This window comes from Streptomyces sp. NPDC050988 (genome assembly GCF_044456225.1).
Classification (GTDB): Bacteria; Actinomycetota; Actinomycetes; order Streptomycetales; family Streptomycetaceae; genus Streptomyces.
In genome coordinates, this window is the sequence record NZ_JBITFQ010000015.1 from 150,078 (window position 1) to 164,001 (window position 13,924).

General features: G+C 71.0%; 12 protein-coding genes. 7 read left to right on the forward strand and 5 right to left on the reverse strand.

Annotated elements, in window-relative coordinates:
* Positions 1–237: 237 nt before the first annotated feature.
* On the reverse strand, positions 238–1,293 hold the full coding sequence (cobT, locus tag ACIBEI_RS28990; protein ID WP_398893186.1) for a nicotinate-nucleotide--dimethylbenzimidazole phosphoribosyltransferase: 1,056 nt from the start codon (positions 1,291–1,293) through the stop codon (positions 238–240).
* A 200-nt stretch (positions 1,294–1,493) separates the two neighbouring features.
* On the opposite strand from cobT, the gene ACIBEI_RS28995 reads away from it, so the two are divergent.
* Positions 1,494–2,636, forward strand: coding sequence for a class I SAM-dependent methyltransferase (locus tag ACIBEI_RS28995; protein WP_398893187.1), 1,143 nt, complete (start codon positions 1,494–1,496; stop codon positions 2,634–2,636).
* Here ACIBEI_RS28995 and ACIBEI_RS29000 read toward each other — a convergent pair.
* On the reverse strand, positions 2,633–3,847 hold the full coding sequence (locus ACIBEI_RS29000) for a bifunctional adenosylcobinamide kinase/adenosylcobinamide-phosphate guanylyltransferase (protein WP_398893188.1): 1,215 nt from the start codon (positions 3,845–3,847) through the stop codon (positions 2,633–2,635). The two genes, ACIBEI_RS28995 and ACIBEI_RS29000, sit on opposite strands and share 4 nt — an antisense overlap.
* Positions 3,848–4,065: 218 nt before the next feature.
* Here ACIBEI_RS29000 and ACIBEI_RS29005 point away from each other — a divergent pair, with 218 nt between their 5' ends.
* Entirely contained in the window at positions 4,066–4,278 is a 213-nt protein-coding gene (locus tag ACIBEI_RS29005; RefSeq protein WP_055618417.1) for a hypothetical protein, read from the forward strand.
* A gap of 122 nt (positions 4,279–4,400) precedes the next feature.
* On the opposite strand, the gene ACIBEI_RS29010 is transcribed toward ACIBEI_RS29005, so the two are convergent.
* From ACIBEI_RS29010 to ACIBEI_RS29020, 3 genes are all read right to left on the reverse strand, one after another.
* On the reverse strand, positions 4,401–5,492 hold the full coding sequence (locus ACIBEI_RS29010) for a S1C family serine protease (protein WP_398893189.1): 1,092 nt from the start codon (positions 5,490–5,492) through the stop codon (positions 4,401–4,403).
* Positions 5,493–5,554: 62 nt separating this feature from the next.
* Complete coding sequence (locus ACIBEI_RS29015; RefSeq protein ID WP_143632796.1) at positions 5,555–6,259, reverse strand: bifunctional 2-polyprenyl-6-hydroxyphenol methylase/3-demethylubiquinol 3-O-methyltransferase UbiG; 705 nt, start codon at positions 6,257–6,259, stop codon at positions 5,555–5,557.
* A gap of 80 nt (positions 6,260–6,339) precedes the next feature.
* Positions 6,340–6,966 (reverse strand): DUF3043 domain-containing protein, encoded by a 627-nt coding sequence (locus ACIBEI_RS29020; RefSeq protein ID WP_398893190.1) that lies wholly within the window; start codon positions 6,964–6,966, stop codon positions 6,340–6,342.
* A 278-nt stretch (positions 6,967–7,244) separates the two neighbouring features.
* On the opposite strand from ACIBEI_RS29020, the gene ACIBEI_RS29025 reads away from it, so the two are divergent.
* The 5 genes from ACIBEI_RS29025 (at position 7,245) to ACIBEI_RS29045 (ending at position 13,919) form a co-directional block, all read left to right on the forward strand.
* A complete protein-coding gene (locus ACIBEI_RS29025) occupies positions 7,245–8,039 on the forward strand; it encodes a PspA/IM30 family protein (RefSeq protein ID WP_398893225.1) in 795 nt (264 codons plus the stop codon).
* 40 nt (positions 8,040–8,079) lie between these two features.
* On the forward strand, positions 8,080–8,358 hold the full coding sequence (locus ACIBEI_RS29030; protein ID WP_398893191.1) for a hypothetical protein: 279 nt from the start codon (positions 8,080–8,082) through the stop codon (positions 8,356–8,358).
* 292 nt (positions 8,359–8,650) lie between these two features.
* A complete protein-coding gene (locus ACIBEI_RS29035) occupies positions 8,651–9,955 on the forward strand; it encodes a sensor histidine kinase (RefSeq protein ID WP_398893192.1) in 1,305 nt (434 codons plus the stop codon).
* Positions 9,952–10,635 (forward strand): response regulator, encoded by a 684-nt coding sequence (locus tag ACIBEI_RS29040; protein WP_398893193.1) that lies wholly within the window; start codon positions 9,952–9,954, stop codon positions 10,633–10,635. The genes ACIBEI_RS29035 and ACIBEI_RS29040 overlap by 4 nt, the downstream gene beginning before the upstream one ends.
* Before the next feature lie 164 nt (positions 10,636–10,799).
* A complete protein-coding gene (locus ACIBEI_RS29045) occupies positions 10,800–13,919 on the forward strand; it encodes an efflux RND transporter permease subunit (protein WP_398893194.1) in 3,120 nt (1,039 codons plus the stop codon).
* Positions 13,920–13,924 lie beyond the last annotated feature (5 nt).

A 13,924-nucleotide genomic window follows, 5' to 3' on the forward strand; every position in this document is an offset into this window, starting at 1 on the left:
CGCCTCCCCGGGGCGCCCGGCGGCGCGGGCCCCCCCCGGGGGGGGGGGGCGGCCGGGGGGGGGGGGGGGGCGGGTGAGTGGGGGCTGGTCGCGCAGTTCCCCGCGCCCCTTAAAAGCAAGGGCTACCGCCCCCAAAGACAAAGGCCGGGGCGCAGCCCCGGCCTTTGTCTTCAGGGGCGCGGGGAACTGCGCGACCAGCCCCCACCGCCCCGCACCCGACGAACTGACCCCGAGCCGCTATTCCTTCTCAGGACCCTCGGGGAGCTCCGCTGCCAAGGCCGCCGCGGCCTGGACCAACGGCAGGGCGAGCAACGCCCCCGCCCCCTCCCCGACAGTCACTCCGTGATCGAGAAGCGGCTCAAGGGCCATCCGGTCGAACGCCTTCGCCTGGGCCGGCTCACCACTGGTCTGCCCCGCCAACCACCAGTCCGGCGCCCGGAAGGCAACCCGCTGCCCGACCAGCGCGCACGCGGCCGAGACGACTCCGTCAAGGATCACCGGCGTCTTCCGTGCCGCACTCTGCAGCAGGAACCCGGTGATCGCGGCAAGATCCGCCCCGCCCACCGCCGCGAGCAACTGCAGCTGATCCCCGAGCACGGGCCGAGCGCGACGCAGGGCGTCGCGAACCGCCGCGCACTTGCGCATCCAGGCGAGGTCGTCGATGGCCCGCCCTCCACGCCCGGTGACGACCGACGCGTCGGTGCCGCACAGCGCCGCGATCAGTACGGCCGCGGCGGTGGTCCCGCCCACGCTCACATCGCCGAGCACGACGAGATCGGTCCCGGAGTCCGCCTCCTCGTCCGCGACGGCGACGCCCGCGAGGAAGGCGGCCTCCGCCTCCTCCAGGGTCAGCGCGTCCTCCACGTCGATCCGCCCGGAGCCGCGCCGCACCCGGTGCCGTACGACCTCGTCGGGCAGGCTCTCCGGCTCGCAGTCGAGCGCCATGTCCACCACGCGCACGGGCACACCGAGCCGCCGGGCCAGTACGGAGACGGGGCTCGCGCCGTCGAGTACGGCGCGCACCAGCTCGTCCGCGCTCCCCGCGGGCCGCGCCGACACTCCGAGTGAGGCGACCCCGTGGTCGCCTGCGAACAGCACCACACGCGGACGCTCGATCGCCCGCACCGGTACGGCCGACTGCGCGGCCGCAAGCCACTCACCGAGGTCGTCGAGGCGTCCCAGGGCCCCGGGCGGCACGACCTGTCGCTCCCGGCGCGCCTCGGCGTCACGGCGCACACCGCCGTCGGGGCGCTCGATCAGATCGGTGAAGTCGTCGAGATTAAGCGAGCTCATTCGCCGAACAGTACCGGCAGTGATCGGACCGGTCCCCTGACGGTCGGTCAGTGCGCTGCACGGGGTCGTTGCATCGGAGATCGCCATCCCATACGTTCCGGTTTGCAGTGGATTGTCATACCGGTTTGTATCGACCGGTAGCAGCTCATATCAGCCTCTACAGGGTCGTACCGCGTCGTACCGGCAGGAGCAGACAGACCATGCCCCCCACACCCGCCACACCTCCCGCACCCCCCACACCTCCCGCCCAGCAGACCGCCGCCCGGCGCCGCGCCGCGTATCTCAGCGAACTCGCCCAGGGCACCGACCACTTCCACGAGCCCCGCCGGACCGACTGCCCCTGGTGCGGCTCCCGGCGGCTGCGCACCCGCCTGCGCACCCCGGACCTGCTCCAGCACAAGCCCGGCACCTTCGTCGTCGACGAGTGCGAGGACTGCGCCCACGCCTTCCAGAACCCCCGTCTCACCGCCGAGGGCCTGGCCTTCTACTACCGGGACTTCTACGAGGGCCACGAGCACACCGAGACCCACGAGGGCTTCGCCGAGCGGATCCTGCGTGGCCGCGCCGGACGCAGACGCCACGAGGCCGCCGCCCGCGCGATGCTCCCGTACCCCGAACCCGAGAGCTGGCTGGACGTCGGCACCGGCCACGGCCACTTCCCGGCGGCGGCCAAGGAGTTGTACACGTACACGTCCTTCGACGGGCTCGACCCCACCTCGCGCGTCGAGCAGGCCCGGACGGCGGGCCGCGTCGAGGAGGCGCACCACGGCCGGCTGCCCGACCTGGTCGACCGACTGCGCGCCCGCTACGACGTGGTCAGCATGTTCCACCACCTGGAGCACAGCCCCGACCCGCGCGAGGAACTGCGCGCCGCGCTCGCCGTACTGCGCCCCGGCGGGCATCTGCTCGTCGAAGTCCCGGACCCGGACTGCGCGTTCGGGGCGCTGCTCGGCAAGTGGTGGGTGTCCTACTGCCAGCCGCAGCACCTCCACCTCATGCCGCTGCGCAACCTCCTCGACGAACTCGACGAGCTCGGCTGCACGGTCGTCTCCACCGACCGCCGCGAACCCCACATCCCGTACGACCTGACGGGCGCCCTCGCTCTGGCGATCGGCAACCGGCTGCCGGGCGGCGACGAGCCCTGGCGCCCGAGCCCGCCGACCGACCTCCAGCGCACCCTCCGTACGGCCCTGACCCGGGCCACCACCCCGCTGCTGGCCTCCGCCTTCGCCCTGGACCACGTCCTGGCCCCGCTGCTGCGCCGCACCCGCTTCTCGAACGCGTACCGCATCATCGCCCGCAAGACGGCGGGCAGACACACTCCCCGCCCTTCGGACGCCTAGCGCATGGACTCCTCGCCCTTCAGGGTGAGCGCCTGCCCCGCCACCACCAGCAGCACGTGCTCGCACTCGGTCGCGAACGCCGCGTTGAGGCGGCCGAGTTCGTCGCGGTAGCGGCGGCCGGAGGGGGTGGCGGGGACGATGCCGGAGCCGACCTCGTTGGAGACGGCGACCACCGTGCGGCGGGTCTCGCGGACGGCGGCCGTCAGCTCCTCCACCCGGGCCCGCAGCGCACGCTCACCGCCACCGCCCCACTCGTCGTCGTCCCACGCGTTCACCGAGTCCATCGCGTCCGTCAGCCACAACGACAGACAGTCCACGAGCAGCGGCGCCCCGTCGTCCTTCAACAGGGGTACGAGGTCACAGGTCTCGGCGGTACGCCAGGAGCCGGGCCGCCGCTCACGATGGGCGTGCACCCGGGCGGCCCACTCGCCGTCCCCGTTCCGCGTCCCGCCGGTGGCCACGTACAGCACATCGGGAAACGCCTCCAGACGCCGCTCGGCCTCCACCGACTTCCCGGACCTGGCCCCGCCCAGCACCAGAGTCCGCCTGGGCACGTCGGGCACGTCCTCGTAAACCCCCACGGTCAGCGTCGTGCCGTCCGGCACCGCCCGTGCCCCCGCCGCCGCGAGCCGCCGTGTCAGCTCCCGGCCGGGCGGCACGTCATGGTCGAGGTGCACCGCGATCACGTCCGTGGCCGGCCCGACGGCTCCCGCCAGCCGCAGCCGGGCCAGCGCGTCCGGCCGCCCGACGACATCGGCGACCACCATGTCGTACGCCCCGGCCACCCCCTCAAGACCCGCGGGCGCCGCACCCGGCGGCAGATACAGCAGCCGCTGCCCGTCCGGCCCCGTCACCGCGTATCCGGTGCCCGGCGCGTCCATCGGCACCGCCCGCACCCGATGCCCCGTCAGCAGCGCCAGCTCCCGCCCGTCCGGCACCCGCCCAGGCTGCGGCAGCCCCGCCGGCACCTCCACCGCGGGCCCGTTGTGCGGATGCGACAGCAACACCTGCCGCACCCCGCCCAACGACCGCCCGGCCCGAGCCGCGGCAAAGGCCGCCCCGGGCGTCAGGTCCAGCAACAACGCCCCGTCGACCAACAAGGCGGCGGCCGCCCGCGCATCCACACCCAGCGCCACCGCACAAACAGCACACGGACAATCGGGCCGAGGCAGCCCCGCAGGCCCACCAGTACCAAGCAAAGTCACTTCCACGGATCTGATTTTCCCGCGTCAACACGGCTTGTGCCCGTCAGGGGGGTACACGGGAGCGCGCCCCTTAAGGGGCGCGGGGAACTGCGCGACAAGCCCCCACCAACCCGCAGACAGCACACAACACTTCTCGACCTGCACTTTTGAACACCGGACAACCACCGAACCGCCTAGGCTTCAGGGCGAGAGCCCGATCTTGCTGGGAACTTTGGGAGGCTGACATGGCGGCATGGACGTGGCGGTTCGAGAAGGCCGACGGGACGGAAGTCCAGCCCGCGGTCCAGCCCGAGGAGTTCACCACCCAGGGCGACGCGGAGTCCTGGCTCGGCGAACACTGGAAGGCGCTGGCCGAGGCGGGGGCGGACCAGGTCCGGCTCTCCGAGGACGCCACGGAGATCTACGGTCCGATGAGCCTGCACGCAGAGGCTTCCTAGGCCCCCGTAGCCCATACGCGTGAGGGCCGCGGCCGTACGAACGACCGCGGCCCCTCCGCAGCCCATCTCCCCCCGTCTCCACCACCCGCCGAAGGCCGTGACACGGCCGGCCTCCCGCAGGGTCACTGCTCGCCGAGCGTCACTTCGGCGCTCTTCTCCTCACCGTCGCGGGTGTACGTCACCCGCACCTTCTCGCCCGGCTTCCGGGCCGCGAGCGCCTCGGAGAGCGAGGTGACCGTGGTGATCCCGGTGTCATCCAGCCCGGTGATGACGTCCCCGCGCTCGATGCCCGCGTTCGCGGCCGCGCCGCCGTCCTTGACCTCGACCACCGCGACCCCGGCGGGCAGGTAGTCGGCGCCCACCACGGTCCGGGCGGTGATGCCGAGCGCGGCCCGTCCCGAATCGGTGACCCTGCCGTCCTCGACGATCTGGTCGGCGACCGTGCGTACCATCGACGCGGGAATCGCGAAGCCGATGCCCGCCGCCGCGCCCTCACCCATGCCGGGATCGGTCGCGGCGAGCGTTGGGATGCCGATGACCTGCCCGTCGAGGTCGACGAGGGCGCCACCGCTGTTGCCCGGGTTGATCGCGGCCGACGTCTGCACCATGTTGGCGATGGTGGCGCCCGTCCCTCCGTCCGTACTGCCCTCGCTGACGGTGCGTCCGGTCGCCGACACGATGCCCTGGGTGACGCTGGACGACAGCCCGAGCGGCGAGCCCATCGCCAGCACGATCTGGCCGACGTCCACCTTCGAGGAGTCCCCGAACTCGGCCGCCTTCAGCCCTTCCGGCCTCTTGTCCAGCTTGATGACCGCGAGGTCCTGCTGCGGGTACGTGGAGACGAGCTTCGCGGTCAGCTCGTCCTCGCTGTTGGCCGTCGTCACCTTGAAGGTCTTCTCGTCCCCGACCACATGCGCGTTCGTGACGATGTGCCCCTTGTCGTCGTACACGACCCCGGAGCCCAGATCACTGGTCGCCTGGATCTGCACGACCGACGGCAGGACGTCCTTGATCACCTTCTGGTAGTCGTCCTGCAGATCGTTCGCGGCCCGGGGAGCGGCGGCCCGGGCGGCCTTGGTGCCACTCCCGGTCCCGGTCGACGCCCCACCGCCGGAACACCCGCCGAGCAGGACCACGCAGCAGCCGACGATCAAGGGAAGGACACGGGCAAGGGCGCGGCTACGGGGCCGGGCAGGCGGCGACGCAACATCCATGTCCCGAGTCTTGCCTCGGGGCGGTGGGTCCGGCCTGCGGTGCGGGGCCGAACAGGGGGTTCTCAGCCCCGTACGCCGCACAGGTGAAGCAGGGCGGCCACCCGGCGGTACGGATCCGTCCGCCCGGCCCGCTCCTCGGCGGCCAGCAGCGTCTCCACGTCGTCCGGGACGGCCGCGTCGTCCGCCGCGGTGTCCGTGAAGACCCGCACGCCGTACCAGGCGTGCAGCGGCGCCCCGATCCCGGCGAGCGTGCCGGTGAGCGCGTCGAGCCGGTCGGCCCGTACGTCGAGTCCGAGACGGTTCGTGTACGCGCTGGTGTCGAAGGACGCCAGGGTGCCCGCCCAGTCGCCGGCCAGCCCCGGCCGCATGGCCAGCGCGTCGGCGTTCCGTACGAGCAGGGAGAGCAGTCCGCCGGGGGCCAGCATCCGGGCGAGCCCGGCGAGGAGGGGGTCGGGCTCCTCGACGTACATCAGCACACCGTGGCACAGCACCACGTCGAAGCTGCCCGGCAGGAAGTGGACGCCGGTGTCCCGGCCGTCGCTCTCGACGAGCCGCACACGGCTGCGGATCCCCTCCGGCTCGGCGGCGAGGCTCTCACGTGCGACGGCGATCATCGTGGAGTCCTGCTCGACCCCCGTGACCTGATGTCCGGCCCGGGCCAGCCGCAGCGCCTGCGTGCCCTGGCCCATGCCCACGTCGAGCACGCGCAGCCGCTGCCCGACCGGGAACCGCCCGGCTATCTGCTCGTCGAGCTGCCGGGCGACCAGTTCCTGCCGTACGACATCACGCAGGCCGCCCAGCTTGCTCAGCCAGGCTTCGGCCGCGCCCCCCGTGAAAGATCCCGCGCTCAGGGCCGCTCTCCGCGCTTGACCTGCGGCTTCGGCAGCCGGAGGCGACGCATCTGGAGGCTGCGCATCAGCGCGTAGGCGACCGCGCCGCGCTTGGGCTCTTCCGGGAAGCGCGCGTTCAGCTGCTTCTTCATGCGGATCGCGATACCGATCGAGTCGACGATGATCATCACGATCACGAAGAGCCACAGCAGCAGCGCCACGTTCTGCAGCTGGGCGATCTGGACCATGCTCAGGACGAGGATGATCACCGCCAGCGGCAGGAAGAACTCGGCGATGCAGAACCGCGAGTCGATGAAGTCGCGCGCGAACTTGCGCACGGGGCCCTTGTCACGGGCGGGCAGATAGCGCTCGTCCCCACTGGCCAGCGCTTCGCGCTGCTTCGCCATCTGGGTACGGCGATCGTCACGCTGCCGCTTGGCGGCCTCCTTGCGCGTCGTCGGCGTATTGGCCACGCTGCGGCGCTGGGACTGGGCCTCACTGCGCTTGGGCGTGGGCCGACCCTTGGGGGCCTGCGGGTCACGGGGCTGAGTGGAGTCGGTCACCGGCGCCTTGTCGGCGTGGGCCTTCTCATCCTTGGCACGGCTACGGAACACAAAACCCAAGGGTAAGGGGTACGGAGGCATGGACGTCAGCCCAGTGGGGAACGATCCGGCAACACCGGTCGTCTGTAGGGGGACAGAAGAGCCCGAAAAGGGGTGGCTGCCCACGGTTCTCCGGGCCGACCCCGGGACGAACCCCGGGGGACACCTACTCCCTACGCCGGAGCAAGATCATTCACAGTCGTCCTTGGGGATGAGCGCATCCGTCCCCGAACAGTGCGGTAATGGATGCAGGGCCCGTACTGTGGGTTCTGTTGCAGTCGCTGGAGCTGGAGTCCGTCAGAAGGGGGCGCGCGAAGCCCATGAGCGGTGTCATGAAGCGTATGGGGATGATCTTCCGCGCGAAGGCGAACAAGGCCCTTGACCGGGCCGAGGACCCGCGCGAAACCCTCGACTACTCGTACCAGAAGCAGCTGGAGCTGCTGCAGAAAGTGCGCCGGGGAGTCGCCGATGTGGCGACCTCCCGAAAGCGCCTGGAGCTGCAGCTGAACCAGCTCCAGAACCAGTCCTCCAAGCTGGAGGACCAGGGCCGCAAGGCGCTCGCGCTCGGCCGGGAGGACCTGGCCCGTGAGGCGCTGTCGCGCCGTGCCGCGCTCCAGCAGCAGGTCACCGACCTGGAGACGCAGCACCAGACCCTCCAGGGCGAGGAGGAGAAGCTCACCCTCGCGGCGCAGCGGCTCCAGGCCAAGGTCGACGCCTTCCGGACCAAGAAGGAAACGATCAAGGCGACGTACACGGCCGCCCAGGCGCAGACCCGCATCGGCGAGGCCTTCTCGGGCATCTCCGAGGAGATGGGCGACGTCGGCATGGCCATCCAGCGCGCCGAGGACAAGACCGCGCAGCTCCAGGCTCGTGCCGGTGCCATCGACGAGCTGCTCGCCTCCGGCGCCCTCGACGACTCCTCCGGGCTCGCCAAGGACGACATCCAGACCGAGCTCGACCGGCTCTCCGGCGGCACGGACGTGGAGCTGGAGCTCCAGCGGATGAAGGCCGAGCTGGCCGGCGGTTCCTCCTCCCAGCAGGCGATCGAGGGCGGCAAGGACCAGACTCAGTCCAAGCAGCAGTCGCAGGACACTCCGCGCTTCGACAAGCAGTAGCAGCAGCCGCTGGCTGCGGTCCCACGCCTAGGAGGGCGTCATGATCGTACGGATCATGGGGGAGGGACAGGTGAGGCTGGACGACGGCCACCTCACCGAACTGAACAAGCTGGACGACGAACTCCTCGCGGAGATGCAGTCCGGTGACGAGGAGGGCTTCCGGCGCACGCTGGGGGCACTCCTCGACGCGGTCCGCCGCCTCGGCACGCCACTCCCCGACGACGCCCTCGAACCCTCCGAGCTGATCCTCCCGTCCCCGGACGCGACCCTCTCCGAGGTCCGGGACATGCTCAACGACGACGGCTTGATCCCGGGCTGACTTTTCTTCGCCCCCGCCGCCCCTACCCATTCCCGTCACTACTCGGGGGCCAGCCCCCGAACCCCCAAAAAGACTGCGCAGTTCCCCGCGCCCCTAAGGTCTTTTGGGGCGCGGGGAACTGCGCGACCAGCCACAGCCGGACCCGCACCCGAAATCGCACCCACGGGGTCTGGGGCGGAGCCCCAGGGGACGGGAATGGGTAGGGGCGGCGGGGGCGAAAAACGTCGGACCAGGCCCGATTACCGGTGGCACCAGTTCCGCCCCCTGCAAGGGCCCCGTACCGTAAACAACCGTGAGCACACTCGAGCGCGCCCGAACCCGCTTGCGGGCATACCCGCTGGTGGTGGACGGCGCCCTCGCGGCAGCAGTCCTCGCCTGCATGGTCGTCGGCTCGTTCGCGGAGCCGAACGGCAGACACGGCGGCCCGGACTGGGGCGCCCGCACCCCGGACGTCCTCAGCCTCACCCTCATGCTGCTGGCCGCGACCGCCCTGGTCTTCCGCCGCGGCCACCCCCTGAGGGTGCTCCTCGCGACGAGCGCCCTGTCGGTCGTGGAGTTCGTGACGGGCGACCCCAGGGCCCCGGTCGTGATGTCCGCCGTCGTCGCCCTCTACACGGTGGCGTCGGCGACCGACCGGCCCACCACCTGGCGCGTGGGCCTCCTCACGATGACGGTCCTGACCGGCATCGCCATGCTCGCGGGCCCCCTGCCCTGGTACGCACAGGAGAACCTCGGCATCTTCGCCTGGACCGGCATGGCGGCAGCCGCGGGCGACGCGGTCCGCAGCCGCCGAGCCTTCGTACACGCGATAAGAGAGCGCGCCGAGCGTGCCGAACGCACCCGCGAGGAGGAGGCGAGACGCCGCGTCGCCGAGGAACGCCTCCGTATCGCCCGCGACCTGCACGACGTCGTCGCCCACCACATCGCTCTCGTCAACGTGCAGGCCGGAGTGGCCGCGCACGTCATGGACAAGCGCCCCGACCAGGCCAAGGAAGCCCTCGCCCACGTCCGCGAGGCCAGCCGCTCCGCGCTCAACGAACTCCGCGCCACGGTCGGCCTGCTGAGACAGTCCGGCGACCCCGAGGCCCCCACCGAACCGGCCCCCGGCCTGCACCGCCTCGAAGAACTCGTCGGCACCTTCCGCAACGCGGGCCTGCCCGTCGAGGTGGCCCGCACCGACCACGGCACCACCCTCCCCGCCGCCGTCGACCTGGCCGCGTACCGCGTCATCCAGGAAGCCCTCACCAATGTGCAGAAGCACGCGGGCCCCGAGGCGAAGGCCGAGGTCAGCGTCGTACGCGTGGGACCGAACGTGGAGATCACAGTCCTCGACAACGGACCGGGCGACGACGCCGAGGCCCGGCTGGAGGAGAACGGCGGCCACGGACTGCTCGGCATGCGCGAGCGGGTCACCGCGCTGAGCGGCGTCTGCACCGCCGGACCCCGATACGGAGGCGGCTTCCGGGTCCATGCGATCCTGCCGGTCAAGAGCCGCACCGGAAGCACCGCGTCCACCGCGGCGGCACCCGCACCCGCACCCGCTCCGGCCTCCAGACCGGCGGCATCGACCACGGCACCCACGGGGGACCCCGCATGACCATCCGCGTCCTGCTCGCCGACGACCAGGCACTGCTGCGCAGCGCGTTCCGTGTGCTTGTCGACTCCGAGTCCGACATGGAGGTCGTGGGAGAGGCCTCGGACGGGGCGGAGGCCGTGCGGCTGGCACGCGACGAGCGGGCCGACGTCGTGCTCATGGACATCCGCATGCCCGGCACCGACGGTCTCGCCGCGACCCGGCTCATCAGCGCCGACCCGGGCCTCGCCCACGTACGCGTCGTGATGCTGACGACCTTCGAGGTCGACGAGTACGTCGTGCAGTCGCTGCGCGCCGGAGCCTCCGGGTTCCTCGGCAAGGGCTCCGAGCCGGACGAACTGCTCAACGCGATCCGGATCGCGGCCGGCGGCGAGGCGCTGCTGTCACCGGCCGCCACCAAGGGACTGATCGCCAAGTTCCTCGCCCAGGGCGACGGCGATGACGACGACCGGGACCCCGGCCGCGCCGAACGCCTCGAAGCGCTGACCGTCCGCGAGCGCGAGGTCCTCGTCCAGGTCGCCGGCGGGCACTCCAACGACGAGATCGCCGAGCGCCTCACGGTCAGCCCGCTCACGGTGAAGACGCACGTCAACCGGGCCATGGCCAAGCTGGGAGCCCGCGACCGGGCACAGCTGGTGGTCATCGCGTACGAGTCCGGACTGGTACGCCCAAGGGTGGAGTGAGCTCCACCCGCACGTACTGCGGGCGCGGTATGCGCGGCATAAGGAAACGGGACCTGGGGGCGAGGGTAGGGCCTCACCCATGGCTCAGAGTGATAGGCGGACGCTCACATGAGCCCATTCTGCCGCTCCAGAGACTCAAGCCACAGAAGAGAGACCCGTCACCCATGTCCTGGCTGTCCCGCTTCAGCCTCGCCCAACGTGCCCTCATCGGGCTCATGTCGATCATCGCGCTCGCCTTCGGGGCGATAGCGATCCCGCAGCTCAAGCAACAACTGCTGCCCACCATCGAACTGCCCATGGTGTCGGTGATCGCGCCGTACCAGGGCGCGTCCCCCGATGTGGTCGAGAAGCAGGTCGTCGAGCCCATCGAGGACAACCTCGAAGCGGTCGACGGGATCTCCGGCGTCACCTCCACGGCCAGCGAGGGCAACGCCCTGATCATGGCCTCCTTCGACTACGGCAACGACTCCGCCCGGATCGTCGCCGACGTCCAGCAGGCCGTGAACCGCGCCCGTGTGCAGCTCCCGGACGACGTCGACCCGCAGGTCGTCGCCGGTTCCACCGACGACATCCCGACCGTGGTCCTCGCGGTCACCTCCGACAAGGACCAGCAGGCCCTCTCGGACCAGCTCGACCGCACGGTCGTCCCCGCGCTGAAGGACATCGACGGCGTCGGCCAGGTCACCGTCGACGGCGTACAGGACCTTCAGGTCGCGGTCACGCCCGACGACGCGAAGCTGGCGAAGGCCGGGCTGAACACGGCCGCGCTCGGCCAGGCCCTCCAGGCGGGCGGCGCGACCCTCCCGGCCGGTTCCTTCGACGAGGACGGCAGCAACCGCACGGTCCAGGTCGGCGGCGGTTTCACCTCGCTCAAGCAGATCCAGGACCTGATGGTCACCGGCGAGGGCGGCAAGAAGCCCGTACGCCTCGGTGACATCGCCACCGTCGAGGAGGAGCCCGCCACGGCGGACTCCATCACCCGCACCGACGGCAAGCCCAGCCTCGCCGTCTCCGTCACCATGGACCACGACGGCAGTGCGGTCGCGGTCTCCGACGCGGTCCAGGACAAGCTGTCCGGCCTGCGCGAGGACCTCGGTTCCGGCGCCACGCTGACCGTCGTCAGCGACCAGGGCCCGGCCGTCTCCAAGTCCATCAAGGGCCTGACCACCGAGGGCGCCCTCGGACTGCTCTTCGCGGTCCTCGTCATCCTGGTCTTCCTGGCGTCGATCCGCTCGACGCTGGTCACCGCTGTCTCCATCCCGCTGTCGGTCGTCCTCGCGCTGATCGTGCTGTGGACCCGCAGCGAGTCGCTCAACATCCTGACGCTGGGCGCCCTGACCATCGCCATCGGCCGGGTCGTCGACGACTCGATCGTGGTCCTGGAGAACATCAAGCGGCACCTCGGCTACGGCGAGGAGCGCCAGGAGGCGATCCTCAAGGCCGTACGCGAGGTCGCGGGCGCGGTCACCTCCTCGACGCTCACCACGGTCGCGGTGTTCCTGCCCATCGGCCTGACCGGCGGCATGGTCGGCGAACTCTTCGGCTCGTTCTCCCTCACCGTCACGGCGGCCCTGCTGGCCTCGCTGATCGTCTCGCTGACGGTCGTACCGGTGCTCTCGTACTGGTTCCTGCGCGCCCCCAAGGACGTGCGCGGCATCGACCCGGAGGAGGCCCGCCGCAAGGCCGAGGAGAAGGAGGCACGCAGCCGCCTCCAGCGCTTCTACGTGCCCGTGCTGCGCTTCGCGACCCGCCGCCGCCTCACCAGCGTGGCGATCGCGGTGGTGGTCCTCGTCGGTACGTTCGGCATGACGCCCCTGCTGAAGACGAACTTCTTCGACCAGGGCGAGCAGGAAGTCATCACGGTCAAGCAGGAGTTGAAGCCCGGCACCAGCCTGGCGGCGACCGACGCCGAGGCCAAGAAGGTCGAGAAGATGCTCGACGGCGTCAAGGGCGTCGAGGACTACCAGGTCACGGTCGGCTCCTCCGGCTTCATGGCCGCGTTCGGCGGGGGCACGGACACCAACCAGGCCTCCTACACCGTCAAGGTCGCCGACTCGGCCTCCTTCGACGACGTCCAGGACGGAATCGAGGAGGGGCTCGGCAAGCTCTCCGGGATCGGTACGACGACGGTCGCGGCCGGTGACGGCTTCGGCAGCCAGGACCTGAGCGTCGTGGTGAAGTCGGCCGACGCCGCCGTACTGCGCGAGGCCGCCGAGGAGGTCCGGGACGCGGTCGCCGGGCTCGACGACGTCACCGACGTCACCAGCGACCTGGCCCAGTCCGTGCCGCGGATCTCGGTCAAGGCCAACGACAAGGCCGCCGCGGCCGGGTTCAACGACACGACCCTCGGCGCGGCCGTCGCCCAGGCGGTGCGCGGCACCACCAGCGGCAAGGCGATCCTGGACGACACCGAGCGCGACATCGTCATCAAGTCGGCGAAGCCGGCCGAGACGCTGTCCGAGCTGAGGAGCCTCAGCCTCGGGTCCGTGAAGCTCGGTGACATCGCGACGGTGAAGCTGGTCGACGGGCCGGTCTCGATGACCCGTATCGACGGTCAGCGCGCCGCCACCATCTCGGCGAAGCCGACCGGTGACAACACGGGCGCGGTCAGCGCCGACCTCACGGCGAAGCTCGACGCGCTCAAGCTGCCGGCCGGTGCCACGGCCGACATCGGCGGCGTCTCGCAGGACCAGGAGGACTCGTTCGCGTCCCTCGGCCTCGCGATGCTCGCCGCGATCGCGATCGTCTTCATGCTGCTGGTCGCGACCTTCCGGTCGCTGATCCAGCCGCTGATCCTGCTCGTCTCGATCCCGTTCGCGGCGACGGGTGCGATCGGTCTGCTGGTCATCACCGGTACGCCGATGGGTGTGCCGTCGATGATCGGCATGCTGATGCTCATCGGCATCGTCGTGACCAACGCGATCGTGCTGATCGACCTGATCAACCAGTACCGCAAGCAGGGGTACGGGGTCGTCGAGGCCGTGGTGGAAGGCGGCCGGCACCGGCTCCGCCCGATCCTCATGACGGCCCTGGCGACCATCTTCGCGCTGCTGCCCATGGCACTCGGCATCACCGGCGAGGGCGGCTTCATCGCCCAGCCGCTGGCGGTGGTGGTGATCGGCGGTCTGATCACGTCGACGCTGCTGACGCTGCTCCTGGTGCCGACGCTCTACGCGATGGTCGAGCTCCGCAAGGAGCGCCGCGCGAAGAAGAAGGCGGCGAAGCGGGGGGAGAAGGCCGAGGCCTCCGACTCCTCCGACAAGCCTGAGCCCGTAGGGGTGTAGGTCAC